The 16,265-nt window shown below is 70.9% G+C and carries 14 protein-coding genes; 9 read left to right on the top strand and 5 right to left on the bottom strand.

What is annotated here, in order from left to right:
* The 3 genes from ACZ39I_RS32145 to ccsB are packed head-to-tail and all read left to right on the top strand — an operon-like array spanning position 1 to position 3,641.
* Positions 1-774: a cytochrome c biogenesis CcdA family protein gene (locus ACZ39I_RS32145; RefSeq protein WP_352390734.1), complete on the top strand. Its 774-nt coding sequence runs from the start codon at positions 1-3 to the stop codon at positions 772-774.
* A gap of 3 nt (positions 775-777) precedes the next feature.
* Positions 778-2,547, top strand: coding sequence for a cytochrome c biogenesis protein ResB (resB, locus tag ACZ39I_RS32140; protein ID WP_467248453.1), 1,770 nt, complete (start codon positions 778-780; stop codon positions 2,545-2,547).
* Positions 2,544-3,641, top strand: coding sequence for a c-type cytochrome biogenesis protein CcsB (gene ccsB / locus ACZ39I_RS32135; protein ID WP_467248452.1), 1,098 nt, complete (start codon positions 2,544-2,546; stop codon positions 3,639-3,641). The genes resB and ccsB overlap by 4 nt, the downstream gene beginning before the upstream one ends.
* Before the next feature lie 26 nt (positions 3,642-3,667).
* On the opposite strand, the gene ACZ39I_RS32130 is transcribed toward ccsB, so the two are convergent.
* Both ACZ39I_RS32130 and ACZ39I_RS32125 read right to left on the bottom strand, forming a co-directional pair.
* On the bottom strand, positions 3,668-5,230 hold the full coding sequence (locus tag ACZ39I_RS32130; protein WP_467248451.1) for a type 1 periplasmic-binding domain-containing protein: 1,563 nt from the start codon (positions 5,228-5,230) through the stop codon (positions 3,668-3,670).
* Positions 5,230-7,314 (bottom strand): hypothetical protein, encoded by a 2,085-nt coding sequence (locus tag ACZ39I_RS32125; RefSeq protein WP_467248507.1) that lies wholly within the window; start codon positions 7,312-7,314, stop codon positions 5,230-5,232. Before ACZ39I_RS32125 ends, ACZ39I_RS32130 begins: the two co-directional genes overlap by 1 nt.
* A 213-nt stretch (positions 7,315-7,527) precedes the next feature.
* Between ACZ39I_RS32125 and ACZ39I_RS32120 the strand changes: the two genes are divergently transcribed.
* Positions 7,528-8,433, top strand: a complete 906-nt coding sequence (locus tag ACZ39I_RS32120) for a transglutaminase-like domain-containing protein (RefSeq protein ID WP_467248450.1) — start codon at positions 7,528-7,530, stop codon at positions 8,431-8,433.
* Here the strand turns inward: ACZ39I_RS32120 and ACZ39I_RS32115 are convergent.
* The gene (locus ACZ39I_RS32115) at positions 8,391-9,680 is read right to left on the bottom strand and encodes a PucR family transcriptional regulator (RefSeq protein WP_467248449.1); all 1,290 of its coding nucleotides are present in this window, start codon (positions 9,678-9,680) and stop codon (positions 8,391-8,393) included. The two genes, ACZ39I_RS32120 and ACZ39I_RS32115, sit on opposite strands and share 43 nt — an antisense overlap.
* 93 nt (positions 9,681-9,773) lie before the next feature.
* Here ACZ39I_RS32115 and ACZ39I_RS32110 point away from each other — a divergent pair, with 93 nt between their 5' ends.
* Together ACZ39I_RS32110 and ACZ39I_RS32105 are read left to right on the top strand one after the other, a co-directional pair.
* Positions 9,774-10,223 (top strand): nucleoside deaminase, encoded by a 450-nt coding sequence (locus ACZ39I_RS32110; protein WP_467248448.1) that lies wholly within the window; start codon positions 9,774-9,776, stop codon positions 10,221-10,223.
* Positions 10,216-11,190 (top strand): isopenicillin N synthase family dioxygenase, encoded by a 975-nt coding sequence (locus ACZ39I_RS32105; protein ID WP_467248447.1) that lies wholly within the window; start codon positions 10,216-10,218, stop codon positions 11,188-11,190. Before ACZ39I_RS32110 ends, ACZ39I_RS32105 begins: the two co-directional genes overlap by 8 nt.
* Before the next feature lie 225 nt (positions 11,191-11,415).
* Here ACZ39I_RS32105 and ACZ39I_RS32100 read toward each other — a convergent pair whose 3' ends face one another.
* Together ACZ39I_RS32100 and ACZ39I_RS32095 are read right to left on the bottom strand one after the other, a co-directional pair.
* On the bottom strand, positions 11,416-12,807 hold the full coding sequence (locus ACZ39I_RS32100; protein WP_467248446.1) for a purine-cytosine permease family protein: 1,392 nt from the start codon (positions 12,805-12,807) through the stop codon (positions 11,416-11,418).
* 81 nt (positions 12,808-12,888) lie between these two features.
* On the bottom strand, positions 12,889-13,281 hold the full coding sequence (locus ACZ39I_RS32095) for a PLD nuclease N-terminal domain-containing protein (protein ID WP_352390726.1): 393 nt from the start codon (positions 13,279-13,281) through the stop codon (positions 12,889-12,891).
* Between the two features lie 87 nt (positions 13,282-13,368).
* On the opposite strand from ACZ39I_RS32095, the gene ACZ39I_RS32090 reads away from it, so the two are divergent.
* Genes ACZ39I_RS32090 through mqnP form a run of 3 tightly spaced genes read left to right on the top strand, consistent with a single transcriptional unit; the run spans position 13,369 to position 16,213 of the window.
* Positions 13,369-14,826: a menaquinone biosynthesis decarboxylase gene (locus ACZ39I_RS32090; RefSeq protein WP_467248445.1), complete on the top strand. Its 1,458-nt coding sequence runs from the start codon at positions 13,369-13,371 to the stop codon at positions 14,824-14,826.
* The gene (locus ACZ39I_RS32085; RefSeq protein ID WP_467248444.1) at positions 14,823-15,293 is read left to right on the top strand and encodes a hypothetical protein; all 471 of its coding nucleotides are present in this window, start codon (positions 14,823-14,825) and stop codon (positions 15,291-15,293) included. The genes ACZ39I_RS32090 and ACZ39I_RS32085 overlap by 4 nt, the downstream gene beginning before the upstream one ends.
* A complete protein-coding gene (mqnP, locus tag ACZ39I_RS32080) occupies positions 15,290-16,213 on the top strand; it encodes a menaquinone biosynthesis prenyltransferase MqnP (protein WP_467248443.1) in 924 nt (307 codons plus the stop codon). The genes ACZ39I_RS32085 and mqnP overlap by 4 nt, the downstream gene beginning before the upstream one ends.
* Positions 16,214-16,265: the final 52 nt, after the last annotated feature.

Here is a 16,265-nt window from a genome sequence, read left to right as displayed (position 1 = left end):
GTGAGCGCAGTCGTCACGCTCGCCGCCGAGACGGGCTACAACGGCACCGTCCTCAACGGCGCCCTGCTGCTCGCCCTGCCCCTCGCGGTCCTCGGCGGCCTCGTCTCCTTCTTCTCCCCGTGCGTCCTGCCCCTGGTCCCCGGCTATCTGTCGTACGTCACCGGCGTCACCGGCACCGATCTGGCCGAGGCGCGCCGGGGCCGGATGGTCGCGGGCGCCTCCCTGTTCGTGCTCGGCTTCACCGCGGTGTTCGTCTCCAGCGGGGCGCTGTTCGGCTACTTCGGCCAGACGCTCCAGGAGAACCAGAGCGTGCTGTCCAAGGTGCTGGGCGTGCTCATGATCCTCATGGGCGTCTTCTTCATGGGCCTGATGCCCTGGATGACCCAGCGGGAGTTCCGCTTCCACAACCGGCCCACCACGGGCCTGGTCGGTGCCCCGCTGCTGGGCGCGCTGTTCGGCATCGGCTGGACCCCCTGCATCGGCCCGACCCTGGCCTCCGTGCTGACCCTCTCCGCCCAGCAGGGCAGCGCCGGCCGCGGTGCCATACTGACCGTCGCCTACTGCCTGGGCCTCGGCCTGCCCTTCGTGCTCGCCGCGGTCGCCTTCCGCAAGGCGCTCGGCGCCTTCGGCTGGGTCAAGCGCCACTACGTCTGGGTCATGCGCATCGGCGGCATCATGATGATCGTGACCGGACTGCTGCTGCTGACCGGCGTGTGGGACCGTCTCGTGCAGGACCTCCAGTCCTGGTCCGCCGGCTTCACTGTGGGGATCTGATCCATGAGCAAGACCACACCCGCCCCCGAACCCGCCACCCCCGGCGCCCCCGAGGCTTCCGTCGGCGACCAGGACCTCGGCGCCGCGGGCGCCCAGCTGTCCACCGCGCCCGCCGAGAGCCTGAACATGCCCGCCCTGGGTGCCGTCGGCTGGGCCCGCTGGTTCTGGCGCCAGCTGACCTCCATGCGGGTCGCGCTGCTGCTGCTCCTGCTGGTCGCGCTCGGCTCGATCCCCGGCTCGCTGATCCCGCAGTCCGGGACCGACGCCACGAAGGTCGCCGACTTCGTCAAGAACAACCCCACCCTCGGGGACGTCTACGAAAAGCTCGGCCTCTTCCACGTCTACAGCTCGGTGTGGTTCTCCGCCGTCTACATCCTGCTGTTCGTCTCGCTCATCGGCTGCATCATCCCCCGCACCTGGCAGTTCGTCGGACAGCTGCGCGGCCGGCCGCCGGGCGCCCCGAAGCGGCTGACCCGGCTGCCCGCCTACACCACCTGGCGCACCGAGGCCAAGCCCGAGCAGGTCCGCGAGGCCGCGCTCGCCCTGCTGAAGAAGAAGCGCTTCCGCGCCCACCTCGCCGGTGACAACGTCGCCGCGGAGAAGGGCTATCTGCGCGAGGTCGGCAACCTCGCCTTCCACATCGCGCTGATCGTGATGCTGACCGCCTTCGCCTGGGGCCAGCTCTTCAAGTCCGAGGGCAACAAGCTGGTCGTCGAGGGCGACGGCGACGGGTTCTCCAACACCCTCACCCAGTACGACGACTTCAAGTCCGGGAATCTCTTCGACACCGGCGACCTGGTCCCCTTCAGCTTCAGAATGGACAAGTTCACCGGCACCTACGAGACCAGCGGCCCCACCAAGGGCACCCCGCGCCTCTTCCAGGCCGCCGTCACCTACAGCGAGGGCGCCTACGGCAAGGACCGCAAGACCCTCGTCAAGGTCAACGAGCCGCTGGAGATCGGCGACGCGAAGGTCTACCTCACCGCCCACGGCTACGCGCCCGTGGTCACCGTCCGGGACGGCAAGGGCAACGTCGTCTACCGCGACGCCGTGCCGATGCTGCCGCTGGACTCCAACGTCACCTCGACCGGTGTGGTCAAGGTCCTCGACGGCTACAAGAACGCCAAGGGCGTCAGCGAGCAGCTGGGCATCTCGGCCTTCTTCCTGCCGACCTACACCAAGGGCAGCGAGACGGCCTCCACCTTCCCCGCGCTGAACAACCCGGTGCTCAACCTCACGCCGTACCACGGCGATCTCGGCGTCGACTCGGGCATCCCGCAGAGCGTCTACCAACTCGACAAGTCCCATATGAAGGACTTCAAGGACGCCAAGGGCCAGGAGCTCAGGGAGAACCTGAGGCCCGGCCAGACCATGCAGCTCCCGAACGGGGCCGGTTCGGTCACCTACGACGGCACCAAGCAGTGGGCGAACTTCCAGGTCGTCCAGCAGCCCGCCAGCGGCTGGGCCCTCGCCGGCGCCCTCACCGCGATCTTCGGCCTCGCCGCGTCCCTGTTCATCCAGCGCCGCCGGGTCTGGGTGCGGGCGGTGCGCGGCGACGACGGCGTGACGGTCGTCGAGATGGCCGGCCTCGGCCGCAGCGAGTCGGCGAAGGTGCCGGAGGAGCTGGGCGAGCTGGCGGGAACCCTGTACGACCAGACTCCGGCCGAGGCAGCCCACCCAGAGGCGCGGCCAGCCCCCACAGACCCGCAGCCGAAATCCGAGCAAAGCACCCCCGACCCCCAAGAAGCACCCTCCGAAGGGGCTGAGAAGTGACTCTCGCCGCCGCAACCGAGTTGGCCACCGCCACCAACGAGCACCTCGCCAACATCAGCAACACGCTGATCTACTCCGCGATGGCCGTCTACACGCTGGCCTTCTTCGCCTACATCGCTGAATGGCTCTTCGGCAGCCGCAGCAAGGTCGGCCGGACCGCCGCCGCGCTCACCGGCACCGACGGCAAGGCCAAGGCGCCGGCCGTCACCGTGAGCAAGGGCGGCAGCACCGCCGTACTGGAGCGGCCGCAGGTCGTGGTGCGGGCGGCGGCCGGGGCGCGGGACGTGCCCGACGGGCCCGGGGCGCACGGTGGGGACGCGCAGGGCGATCTCTACGGCCGTATCGCCGTGTCCCTGACCGTGGTCGCCTTCCTCGTCGAGCTCGCCGGGGTCGTCGCCCGCGCGGCCTCGGTGGAGCGGGCCCCGTGGGGCAACATGTACGAGTTCAACATCACCTTCTCCACGGTCGCCGTCGGCGTGTACCTCACGCTGCTCGCGCTGCGGAAGAACGTCCGCTGGCTCGGCCTGTTCCTGATCACGACGGTCCTCCTCGATCTCGGCATCGCCGTCACTGTCTTGTACACCGCCAGTGACCAGTTGGTTCCCGCCCTTCACTCGTACTGGCTGTACATCCACGTCTCGACCGCGATCCTGTGCGGCGCGGTCTTCTACGTGGGCGCCGTCGGCACGATCCTGTACCTGTTCAAGGACTCCTACGAGAGCAAGCTGGCGAGCGGTGGCACGCCAGGCCGGTTCGCCACCTCGTTCCTGGAGCGGCTGCCCGCCTCCGCGACCCTGGACAAGTTCTCCTACCGGGTCAACGCGGCCGTCTTCCCGCTGTGGACGTTCACGATCATCGCGGGCGCGATCTGGGCGGAGTCGGCCTGGGGCCGCTACTGGGGCTGGGACCCGAAGGAGACCTGGGCGTTCATCACCTGGGTCGCCTACGCCTGCTACCTGCACGCCCGTGCCACGGCCGGCTGGAAGGGCCGCAAGGCCGCCTACCTGGCGATGATCGCCTTCGGCTGCTGGCTGTTCAACTACTACGGCGTCAACATCTTCGTCTCCGGCAAGCACTCGTACGCCGGGGTCTGACCGCCGGCGTCCGACCCCTCGGCCGGCTACGACGGCGGCAGGCACTCCTTCGCCGGCGGCCTGCCCTCCGGCCAGGCGATCCGCACGAAACGGGCCGTGCCCTGCGGGGTCAGTTCCACGATGGGTACGGCCTTGTCGTACGGGTTGCCGTGGTTGTCGAGGCAGATCCAGCCGCTCGCGCCGTTGACGCGCTGCTGGGTGCCCTTGATGAGCCGCCACTCGTTGCGGACCTCTTCGAGGGTGGGGATGTCCTTGGTGCCCTTGGCGAACCGGATGCCCTGGTACGTCAGCCGCATCGCGTCGTAGGCGATGATCAGCTGCCCGTCCTCCAGGTCGACGTCGCCGATCGGCCCCACCTTGTCGCCCTGGCCCTCGAGCACCAGGTCCTGCAGGACCCGCGCGTCGGCGGCCGAGCCCCCGGTGGCGGGCGGGGACTTCAGCCAGGCGTCCGGGTGGGCGAGGGCGGTGTAGCGGACGGTGAGGTTGCGGTTCAGGGCGTCGCGGTTCAGGTCCTTGTCGCCGGTGAGGTAGGACGCTTCGTCACCGGTGAGCAGGGTGAACCTCCGCTTCTGGCAGCCGCGTTCGCCGAGCGCGTTGATGAACTGGCGCAGCTGGGTGTGGCGTCCGGCGAACAGGATGGTGTCGGTGCCGGCGTCCGTGTCGCAGACCAGGTGGGTGATCTGCTCGAAGTCGTTGGCGGTGGAGCCCTCCAGGCTGCGGTCGTCGGGCGGGTTGAACGACCAGGGGGCGTACGGCGATCCCTTGAGCAGTTTCTCGAAGGAGCGCTGGAGGGTCAGCGAGTAGGGGTCGCCGTTGTCCTGGTCGTCCGCCTTCTGGTCGTGGACCAGGACCGCCTTGTCGGCGGCGACCTGGGCGAAGGAGGTGAGCGCGCGGGCCTCGTCGGTGTTGGTGGGGGCGACCCGGGCGAGCCCGGGGAAGGGGTCCTTGCCGCCCTGGCCGTTGGCGAGGTTGTCGGCGGTGATGGAGGTGCCGATCACCGCGATGCCGCGGGCGGTGAGCGCGGTGACGGCCCGCTTGTTGTTGGCGGTGCTCAGTCCGACCCCGGCGACCGCCCGCAGCCGGTCCTTCCCGCCGGTCATGCCGGCCAGCTGGTCGACGGTGTGCTCCCAGTGGGCGCCGGTGGCACCGGGGTTGGCGAGCACCAGCCGGATCGCCGGGACGGTCCCGTTGGACCGGTGGTTGGCCTGGTACTGCGCGAGGTACGCGCCCTGGAGCTCGTGCAGCACGTCACCGAGGTTGTCGGCGTCGGTCGCGGTGAAGGGCTCGAAGAGGGCGACGGTGACGTACGGGCCCTTGATGGTCCTGTTCTCCCGGTCGATCGCCTTGACCACCGGTGCCAACGGGGCCCGTCCCCAGTCGTAGCCGGTCGCCGAGACGCCCACGCACTCGTCGCTGCCCTCCGGTCTGACGACCCCTTCGGCGCAGGCACGGTCGTCCTGGGCGAGTTTCCAGCCGCCGGCTCCGAGGCCGCCCAGCACCACGAGGGTCAGCAGCAGGGCGATGTACCGGCGCAGGGGGATCTCCCAGACGCCCTCCCGCAGCCATGTTCCGAAGCCTCGGCCGGCCATCACGCGTCCCCCTCGCCGTCGTCGTTGCCGTCGGGAACCCTGAGCGGGCGTCCCGCGAGCGCGTCCTCGGGCCAGTCCCGGGAGGCCCGCCACAGCAGGGCGTTGCCGGCCGGGCGCAGGTTGGACAGCTGCTCCAGCTCGAAGCGCAGCCGGTCGCAGACCTTCGGATCGGGCAGCGCGAGCGGGTCCGTCAGCTGCCACACGGCGTGCAGCAGCCGCCGTATCCGCAGATGCAGTACGGGGTCCACGTCGTCCGGCACCTGTTGGACGGCGTCCGTGTGGCCGAGCGCGATCGCCGCGCGCCGGTCGTCGCGGGCGGCGAAGTCGTGGCCCTCGGCGTCGTGCGCGTGGAAGTAGGGCGCCGAGGCGACGAAGCGCAGGGTGCGCAGCCAGGTACGGGTGTCCAGGGCGGTGAAGGTGTCGCGCAGGTGGGCGACGGCCGACTCCGTGGTGCCGAGGGCGAGTTCGTGGTGGAGGCGGTAGCGGGCGTGGGCCTCGTCCTGGCCGGTGGGCGCGTAGTGCGCGATGAGGGTCTCGTGGGCCTCGCGCCAGCGCCCGTGGTCGGCGGAGCGGTGGTGCAGCCGGAGCAGCAGCAGCGTCCGCACGAAGGGGTCGCCGACGAACCGGCCCGGCACCTCGGGCAGCCCCTCCTGGACGAGCCGGGTCTGCAGGGCCCGTACGTCGGCCGGGCCGAAGTCGTCCGGCAGGAGGGCCTCGGCCAGGGCGGTGGCGGAGTCGTGGTCGTGGGCGGCGGCCAGCACCGTGAGCTCCTCCAGCCGGTCGGCGGGCACGAGCCGGTCGAGGAGTTCCATGTAGGTGGGTCTGCCGTCGCGGTCCTCGTGCAGCCGTACGTCCGAGAGGAGCAGTTCGCCGAGAGAGGCCGTGCCGTTCTGGGCGGCGGACTCGGTGAGCAGGGTGATGCCGAGCGGGTTGCCGCCGGTCAGCCGGTGGACGGCGTGCGGGAGTTGGGGCGGCACCTGGTGCTCGTCGACGATGTGCAGGGTGTCGTCGGCGGTCAGCGGCGGCAGGGAGACCAGCAGGGCGCGGGAGGAGGGGGACGCGGGGTCGGGCGTCCAGTCGCTGCGCCGGGCGAGCTCGGGGAGGGTGTGCCGTACGGCGTTGCGCAGGGCGGGGCGGCCGGTGCCGCGCAGCGCGGTGATGAAGACGACCTGGTCGGCGTGACCCTCGGAGCGGTCGCGCAGGACGGGGTCGGTGAGGCCGGGGCCGGGGGCGGACTGCGCGTTGTCGACGAGGACGAGGGGCCGGCCCAGGCGCTGCATGCGCGGCAGTACGCCGGTGTAGGCGTCGGTGAGGTCGGCGAGCAGGGCCCGCACCAGATGGCGTTCGGCGTGTTCGCGTGAGGTGCCGCCGGCCCTGAAGTGCCCCGACAGCAGCATGAGTCCGCGCCGGGCGTTGCGGCTCGCGTTGGGGTAGTCCCGCCACCAGGTGGCCGCCCGCTGCTGGCGTCGGTGGACGAAGCTGTCGGAGATGGACTCCAGGGTGGCCTCGATGGCGGAGGACAGCAGCGGCCCGGTCCCGGTGGCCGCCGCCGCCACGTTGGCGGCGACCCGCCCGGCCCAGCGCCCGGCGAACCCGGCGATCCACGACCCGCTCTCATTCAGCAGCAGGATCCGCTCGACCTCGCGCCGGATCCGCTCCGAGTCGGCGTCCCGCCATCCTCCGGCGGCGACCGCGACCAGGCCCGACATCAGCCGCGGGAAGGTGATCCGCCCGGCTCCGGTCACCGGCTCCGCGAGCTGCTCGGCGATCATCAGCAGGGCCTGTGACACCGGTGACCAGGCCTCGGCGTCCCGGCCCGCGGGCGGCGCCGCGAACTCGGCCGCCTCGCAGTCGATCAGGGCGACCGGGGTGTGCCCCTTGTAGGCCTCGCGCAACTCGGCGAGCAGGGCGCTCTTGCCCATGCCGCGGGCGCCGGTGAGTACGACGAAGGGCAGTTCCTGCGGATGTTCCACCGTGAGGGCCCGGTGCTGGTGCGGCCGCAGCCCCACGAGCCGGGGTGCGAGCCCCGCCGGTTCCGCGTCGAACAGCGCCCCGCGCCCGTGCAGCTGTCTGTGCACCCGCATTCCCCCCATGCGCGCTGTCTATCAACATCAGGGTAAGGAGGGGGAGTTGGTTCGGACTAGATCGCGTGATGTCCGTTGGGTTACGAAAATGTCGTCGCGGGACCCGTCATGGCTGGTTCCTGACCATGGACAGGGGGTGGCGAATTTTGACACGGTGGAGTGCGCCGGCCCGTAATCGAACGCGTGGTCGATGGCGCCTTCGGGAGGCCCCTCGTGCCCCTCTCCCTGTCCTTCTACGCCGAGCAGAGCGCGTTCTCCGACCCGGGCGATCTCGTCTCCCGCTACGACGGACTGCCGCGCGATCCCGCCCGACTGGCCCGTGTCGTACGCGATCTGATGATCCATCGTGTCGAAGGCGAGCTCTTCGGGCACATCCACCCGGCCGACCGCCTCCACAACGACGCGGAGTCCCGCTACATCGACGACGTCCTGCGGATCCTCGTCGAGCGGAACCACGCCCCGCTGACCGTGCGGCGCGAGCCGGGCGACCGGTTCGTCGGGATCTGCCGCGACTTCACGCTGCTGCACGTCTCGCTCCTGCGCCATGCCGGCATCCCGGCCCGGCTGCGGTCCGGGTTCGCCGACTACTTCTCGCCGACCGGCTTCCACGGGGACCACGTCGTCACCGAGTACTGGGACGCGGAACGCGGCTGGCTGCTGGCGGACGCGCAGCTGACCGACCCGGAGATCACCGCGAACTGGCCGGTGGACTTCGACCCGATGGACGTCCCCCGGTCGCGGTTCCTCGTCGCCGGGGAGGCATGGCGGGCGATCCGGGAGGGTGGGGCGGACGAGACGGAGTTCGGGCTGCACCGGCCCGAGGACGGACCCTTCTTCGGCGAGCGGTTCGTGGCCGGGAACATCCGGCTCGACCTCGCCGCGCTGAACAAGGTGGAGACACTGCTGTGGGACGTCTGGGGCGAGGACGACGGGGAGCCGGGGACGCCGTTGCCCGAGGCGTCGCGGGAGTTCTACGACCGGGTGGCGCCCGTGGTGAGCGGGGACGTCTCCTTCGAGGCCGCGCGGAAGCTGTTCACCGAGGACGACGTGCTGCGGACGCCTCGGACGGTGACGTGTTACGCGCCGTTCAACGGGACGAGCCTGGTGACCTTGCGGTAGGCGGTTCGCTGGGACTCCGGGTGTCGCGCCGTCATGGCCACCCGGTGTGCGCAGGTCGCCGTCAGCAACTCGCCCAGTAGATCAGGGTCGTTGATGTCCAGACCCAGCAACGACTCGATGCGGTCCAGGCGTTGGTACAGGGACTGGCGGCCTATGTGGAGCAGGGACGCCGTGCGGGTCGGCGAGCAGCCGTTGCGGAGGTGGACCTCCAGGGTGCGGACCAGGTCGCTGGGGTGGGCCGCCTCCCAGGCCAGCAAGGGCCCCAGGGCGTGCTGGACCAGGGCCGCCAGGCGCTCGCGGTTGGCGTCCACCCCGCCCCGCGTCAGCTCCCGCTCCAGCGCGAGCGCCCGGGACGAGGTCACCAACGGGCCCTCGGGGACGCCCGGTTCGGCCGCGGGCACGGTCAGCGCCAGTTCCAGTGTCGTACGGGCCGTCCGCAGCGTGTCGCTCCAGCGCAGCCAGCCGCCGCCCCCGGCGACAGCGTGCCCCACGGCCACGGTGAGGCCGGGAGCGGCCGTCGTGCGAAAGGCATCCTGCACCGCCTTCACCGGGTCACCGGTGCGCGCTTCCGGCAGGGACAGCAGCGCCAGGACGTCCCCGGGGAACGCGGCCCGCATCACCCCCGCCCCGCCCAGCAGCCGTACCGCCCGGTCGACCGTCCCGACCTCCCGCGTGCCGTGCAGGGACACCCCGACCAGCCTGGCCCCCGGGCCCGGATGGAACCCGGCGAGCGCGGCCCGCGCCTCCACCTCCGGCTGGTTCAGCGCCGCCCGGTCGGCCAGGTCGGCGAGCAGGGCCGCCGTATGGTCGTCGCCCCAGGGTCGTACGACCGTACGGCCCGACAGACCGCGGGCCACGATCGCCCGGTTGGCGGCCTCCGTGAGCCGGACGAAGGGCACGACCCGGTGCAACGCCAGCAGGGGCAGGCCCAGGCGGCGGGCCTCGTCGGCCACCTCGGCGGGCATGACCGGCAGGGACCGGCCGACCTCCACCGCGAGCCCGGCCGCGCCCCGGGCGGCCAGCTCGCGGACGTACCTCCGCCGGACCTCCTCGTCGGCGTCCGTCAGCCCGAAACCGTTGGTGAGCAGCAGCTCGCCGCCGTCCAGGAAGTTCGCGCCCTCGTACACCTCGCTGGAGTGCACCCAGCGCACCGGGCGGTCCAGCGCGGTGTGTCCGGCCAGCAGCTCGGGCTCGGCGGCGCGGACGGGATCGAGGGCGAGGATCTCGCGAAGGGTGAGTGCGGGCATGGACGCCTCCCGACAGTTCGTCCGGCTGTGGGCTGCCGGGAGAGTACTTTCCGCACGTTGCCCTCGTGTTTCCGCCACAGGAGAGTGAGAGACATGGATCAGGCACAGGCACACCAGTGGCTCGCCACCGCCGTCGAGGAGGCCCGGGCCGGGCTCGCCGAGGGCGGCATCCCCATCGGGGCCGCGCTCTACGGCGCCGACGGCACCCTCCTCGGGCGCGGCCACAACCGGCGCGTCCAGGACGACGACCCCTCCATGCACGCGGAGACGGCCGCCTTCCGGGCCGCGGGACGGCAGCGGTCGTACCGCGGGACGACGATGGTGACCACCCTCTCGCCCTGCTGGTACTGCTCCGGACTGGTCCGCCAGTTCGGGATCGGACGGGTCGTGGTCGGCGAGGCCACCACCTTCCACGGCGGCCACGACTGGCTGGCCGAGCACGGCGTGGAGATCGTGCTCGTCGACGATCCCGAGTGCGTCCAGCTGATGCGCGACTTCATCGAGAAGAACCCGGCACTGTGGAACGAGGACATCGGTGAGTGACACCCCCCAGCCCCGCATCCCGACCATCGACCTCGGGGCCTGGCTCTCCGCGGACCCCGGCGCCCGCGCCGCCATCGCCCGCACCCTGGACGAGGCCCTGCAGACCGCCGGGTTCTTCCTGGTCACCGGGCACGGCGTCGACCCTGCCCTGCGCTCCCGCATTCGGGAGGCCGCGCGGACGTTCTTCCGGATGCCCGTGGACGTCAAGCAGCCGTACTCCGCGAAGGTCGGCGGCCGCGGCTGGCTCGGTCCAGGCGCCGAGGCCAACGGCTACTCGGAGGGCACCGAGACCCCGCCGGACCTGAAGGAGTCGCTGACCTTCGCCACCCACGAGCCCTTCGAGGACCCGGTCGTCAACGCGGAGTGGTACGCGCCGAACGTCTGGCCCGCCGAGGTACCGGAGCTCCGGACCCTGTGCGAGGAGTACCTGGAGAGGATGGCCGAGCTGGAGAAGCAGCTGCTCTCCCTCCTCGGGGAGGCCCTCGGTCTCGGAGCCGACTTCTTCTCCCGGCACATGGACCATCCGACGTACGGCTTCAACATCAACTGGTATCCGGGCACGGAGGTGATCGGGGAGCCGCGGCCCGGCCAGTTCCGCATCGGCCCGCACACCGACTTCGGCACGGTCACGATCCTCGACCGGCAGGCCGGCAAGGGCGGCCTCCAGGTCTTCACGGACGAGGGAGGCTGGGAGGACGCGCCCTTCGACCCGGCCGCCTTCACCATCAACATCGGTGACCTGATGGCCCGTTGGACGGGGGACCGGTGGCGGTCCGGACGGCACCGGGTGCTGCCGCCCCCGGCCGACGCGCCCGCCGAGGAGCTGATGTCCCTCGTCTACTTCGGCGAGTGCACCCCGGGCACGACCGTCGAGTCCGTCCCGGCACCGGTCGGACGGGTGGCACACGAACCCGTCGACTCCCACGTGTACCTGAGGGCCAAGCTGGACTCGATCACGGTCGACTGAGGGGGCGTGGGTCCACGGGCGGGCCTTCCGCTCACTGCGGGGTGCTGCCGAGCGTCCGGTCCGTGGGCCTCTCCCACAGGGCCAAGGTGAGATTGGGCTGGTGTCGCCCAGCGGGACCACCTTCGCCTGTCCGGCCGACCGGGCGGACGGCCGGCCGTCGGCTACGACCACACCGCCGACTGCGTCACACGGTTCCTGAGCGACAATGCCTGGTCTCCGTCAAGGTCACCGTGTCGGCGACCGGCGCCGCAGCGCCGCGTACAGCACCGCGCTCACCGCGAACCCGACCACGGGGGTGATGTCCCCGAACGACGGCCAGTGCTCCGGCACGTAGCCGACGTAGTCCTCCTGGTTGGAGAAGAGGGGGACGGAGACCGCCACGCCGATCAACAGGGCTGCGAGACCGGGCCAGTTGGTGAAGGCACGGTCGTTCAGGCGGGCCGCCGGCTGCTCGTGGGGCACCCGCGCCCGGAGCCACCGCTCCACCAGGACCACGCCCAGCCAGGGCGCCACCCAGTACGCGATCACCAGCAGGAACGCCTCGTAGGCCGCCCCCGCGTCGGAGAGCGAGGCCCACGCCGCCGCCGTGCCCGCGACACCGGAGACCACGACCAGCACGCTCCGGCTCAGCCAGGCGGGGAGGTTCAGACCGAAGGAGGCGATCGAGATCGCGCCGGAGTACACGTTGAGGGCGTTCGCCGACACCGCGCCCAGGATGATCGCGAGCAGCACCAGATCGCCGAGCCAGCCCGGGAGATGGCCGGTGAAGGCCGCCGTGGGAGTGGCGTCCTTCGGGGACACGATCGTCGCCGAGGCCGCGCCGATCACCGCGACCACCGAGACGGACAGGAACAGACCGAGCGCCGGGTAGAGGATCGTCCTGAACCGGTTCGCGGTACGGGGGAGATAGCGCGAGTAGTCGGAGGCGTACGGGTTCCAGCCCGCCGCGTACCCCCAGGCCGCGCTGAACGCGAGCAGGAAGCCGCCGATGCCGCCGCCGGTGCCGCCCCCGCCGAGGTCGGCGTCCTTGAAGGTCCACACCCCGGCGAGCAGGAAGATCACCGCGAGGGCCGGGAAGGCGTACTTCTCGAAGACGTGGACGAAGTTGTGGCCGATGAAGCCGATCAGGATCTCGGCGGCCACCACGAGCAGGAGGGACGGCAACGGGCGCAGTCCGGTCAGGGTGTTGAGGGCGAAGGCCGCGCTGACGCTGTTCACCGCGAACCAGCCGACGCCCGCCACCAGGCCGTTGGCCGCGGCGGGCAGGATGTTGCCGCGGTGGCCGAAGGAGAGGCGGCCGATCACCATCTGCGGCACCCCGAAGCGGGGTCCGTCCAGGGACAGCACGCCCTGGGTGAGCGCGCCGAGGGCGGTGCCGAGCACGATGGCGGCCGTGGCCTGCCAGAAGCTCAGACCGAAGAAGAGGACCGCGATCACCCCGATGAAGACCGTGGCGAACTCGATGTTGGGGGAGGCCCAGGTCCACAGGAGCTGGAGCGGGCCGCCGTGGCGTTCGGACTCGGGGATGGGTTCCGAGCCCGCCGACTCGACGGCGATGACCTTGTCACCGTATGCGGGAGCGAGGGTGCCGGTGGAGTCGGCGGGAGCTGTCGTCATGCGAGGTAAGTGTCCGGTCCGTACCGGCCTGCGCCCAGGGGCGCATTGTCCGTTTCGGGGGGCCCGCCGACGTACACCTTGTCAGGAGGCGTCCTTGGGGTCCTCGCCGGACTCGCGGCGCTTCAGCTCCTCCTCGCGGCGGCGCAGGTCGGCCTCCCAGTCCTTGAGGAGGGCCTCGTCCTTCTTGTTCTCCGCCTTGAGGGAGTTCAGGAACTCCGGGTTGTCGTCGGGAGCGACGTACTGCGTGCGGTGATTGCGGTGCCACTCCGAGGGCGTGCGGCCGTCCGCCGGCACGGTGCGCTGCTTGCCGGCCGCGAGCCACGCCACCGGGCCGACGATCCAGAACAGCAGGATGATGAAGACCCAGGCGATCTTGGGAAGGTGCTTCGCCTCGTCCTCGGGGGTGTTGAGGCAGTCGATGAACGCGTAGATCGTCAGCGCCAGCGGGATCAGGTACATCAGCAGCCGGAACATGTGCTTTGGCCCCCCAGGGAACGTGGTGTGGAGCCTGTGACGGGCCCCTGACGGGGTCAGGGTAGCGGCTCGGGGATACTTGACCCCATGGCTTACGACGATCTTCGCTCCCTGCTCAGGGCACTGGAACGCGAGGGAGACCTCAAGCGGATCAAGGCCGAGGTCGACCCCTACCTGGAGGTCGGGGAGATCGTCGACCGGGTCCAGAAGGCGGGCGGCCCCGCGCTGCTCTTCGAGAACGTGCGCGGGTCGGCCATGCCGCTCGCCATGAACGTCTTCGGGACCGACCGGCGCCTGCTGAAGGCCCTGGGCCTGAAGTCGTACGGCGAGATCTCCGAGAAGATCGGCGGGCTGCTCCGTCCCGAGCTGCCGCACGGCTTCGTGGGCGTGCGCGAGGCGTTCGGGAAGCTCGGCGCGATGGCGCACGTCCCGCCGAAGAAGGTGAAGTCCGACAACGCCCCGGTCCAGGAGGTCGTCCTCACCGGGGACGACGTCGATCTCGACCAGCTCCCCGCCCTCTTCACCTGGCCGCAGGACGGCGGGTCCTTCTTCAACCTGGGCCTGACCCACACCAAGGACCCGGAGTCCGGGATCCGCAACCTCGGTCTGTACCGCCTCCAGCGCCACGACAAGCGCACCATCGGCATGCACTGGCAGATCCACAAGGACAGCCGCAACCACTACCAGGTCGCGGCCCGGCGCGGCGAGCGCCTCCCGGTGGCCATCGCCTTCGGCTGCCCGCCCGCGGTCACCTACGCCTCCACGGCGCCCCTGCCCGGGGACATCGACGAGTACCTCTTCGCCGGGTTCATCGCGGGCAAGCGGATCGAGATGGTGGACTGCAAGACGGTCCCGCTCCAGGTCCCGGCGCAGGCCGAGGTGGTCATCGAGGGGTGGCTGGAGCCGGGCGAGATGCTGCCGGAGGGGCCCTTCGGCGACCACACCGGGTTCTACACCCCGCAGGAGCCGTTCCCGGCGCTGACGATCGACTGCGTGACGATGCGGAAGCGGCCGCTGCTCCAGTCGATCGTCGTGGGCCGCCCCCCGACGGAGGACGGACCGCTGGGCCGCGCGACGGAGCGGTTCTTCCTGCCCCTGCTGAAGATCATCGTGCCGGACATCGTGGACTACCACCTGCCCGAGGCGGGCGGCTTCCACAACTGCGCGATCGTCTCGATCGACAAGAAGTACCCGAAGCACGCGCAGAAGGTGATGCACGCGGTGTGGGGGGCACACATGATGTCCCTGACCAAGCTGATCGTGGTCGTCGACGCGGACTGCGACGTGCACGATCTGCACGAGGTCGCCTGGCGGGCGCTGGGCAACACCGACTACGCCCGTGACCTGTCGGTCGTCGAGGGACCCGTCGATCACCTCGACCATGCCTCCTACCAGCAGTTCTGGGGCGGCAAGGCGGGCATCGACGCGACGAAGAAGTGGCCCGAGGAGGGCTACACGCGGGACGGCGGCTGGCCGGACATGGTGGAGTCCGACCCCGAGACGGCGGCGAAGGTCGACCGCCGGTGGAAGGAGTACGGCCTGTGAGTCCCCTTGCCGTGGGCGGTCCGGCCCTGTTCATCGGTACCGACACCGACTACGTGGCGCTCGTGCGTCCCGAGCTGGACCCGGCGGACCCGGGCGTCCGGATGGCCGCCGAGCAGGCGGGCGTCACGCCGGAGGAACTCGCCGGCCCCGGTGACACCTGGGCGGTCCTCTTCGAGCACGGCGGCGAGGGCGACGGCTTTGAGCTGCCCGGTGTGCGCGACGCCGAACCCGCCGACTTCGCGGAGCGGCTGCGCGCGGGGCTCACCGCGGCGGACGGACCGTTCACGGTCGATGGCGGAGCGGCGCTGCGGCTGGAAGCCCGTCCGGCCGGCGCGGACGCCTACGCCTTCACGGCGCACGTCGTCCCGCCCGACGACGACGCGACACCGCTGACCGTGGAGACGGGTCCGCTGCCCGCCGCCGCACTCCTGACCGACCTCGACGCCTTCCTCGGGAGCCTCGCATGATGACCACCGCCGACGGGGTAGTGGGCCCGGGCCCGGCGTCGCAGCCGACCGGGAAGGTGAAGGGCTTCCTGCGCCTGGTGATGATCGAGCACTCGGTCTTCGCGCTGCCCTTCGCCTACATCGCCGCGCTGACCGCGATGTTCGAGTGGGACAAGAACATCCACTGGGGGCGGCTGCTCCTGGTGACGATCTGCATGGTGGGCCTGCGGACCTTCGCGATGGCGGTCAACCGGATCATCGACCGGGAGATCGACGCGCGGAACCCCCGGACGGCACAGCGGGAGCTGGTCACCGGGGCGATGTCGGTGAAGCACGCCTGGACCGGTGCGCTGGTCGCGGTCGTCGTCTTCCTCGGCTCGGCGGCGCTGCTGAATCCGCTGTGCCTGGCGCTGGCCCCGGTCGCCGTCATCCCGATGGTGGTCTACCCGTACGGCAAGCGGTTCACGAACTTCCCCCAGGCCATCCTGGGTCTCGCCCAGGCGATGGGTCCGGTGGGCGGCTGGCTCGCGATCACGGGGGAGTGGTCCTGGGACGCGGTGATCCTGGGCCTCGCGGTCGGTATCTGGATCGGCGGGTTCGACCTGATCTACGCCTGCCAGGACGTCGAGACGGACCGGGAGGTCGGCGTCAGGTCGGTACCGGCGCGCTTCGGCATCTCGGCGGCCGTCTGGGGTGCCCGGGCCTGCCACGTCCTGACGACATCCCTCCTCATCTGGTACGCCGTCGCGACGGAGGCGGGGGGCTTCTTCTGGGTGGGCCTGATGATCGTCGCGGGTGCGTTCGTGTACGAGCACTCGATCGTGCGGCCGCATGACCTGTCCCGGCTGAACCGGGCGTTCTTCAGCGTCAACGGGTTCATCGGGATCGCCCTGTTCGTGTGCGCGCTGCTGGATCTCCTGGTTCGTGGTCTGACCGTGTAAGGACGGTGCGCCTACCATCCCTGATCTTGCGTGGGTATCCCCGGCTTCAGCC

It is taken from the genome of Streptomyces sp. NPDC024687, assembly GCF_055559055.1.
Note: the sequence above shows the minus strand (reverse complement) of the source record. Positions and strands in the feature narration are given on the sequence as shown.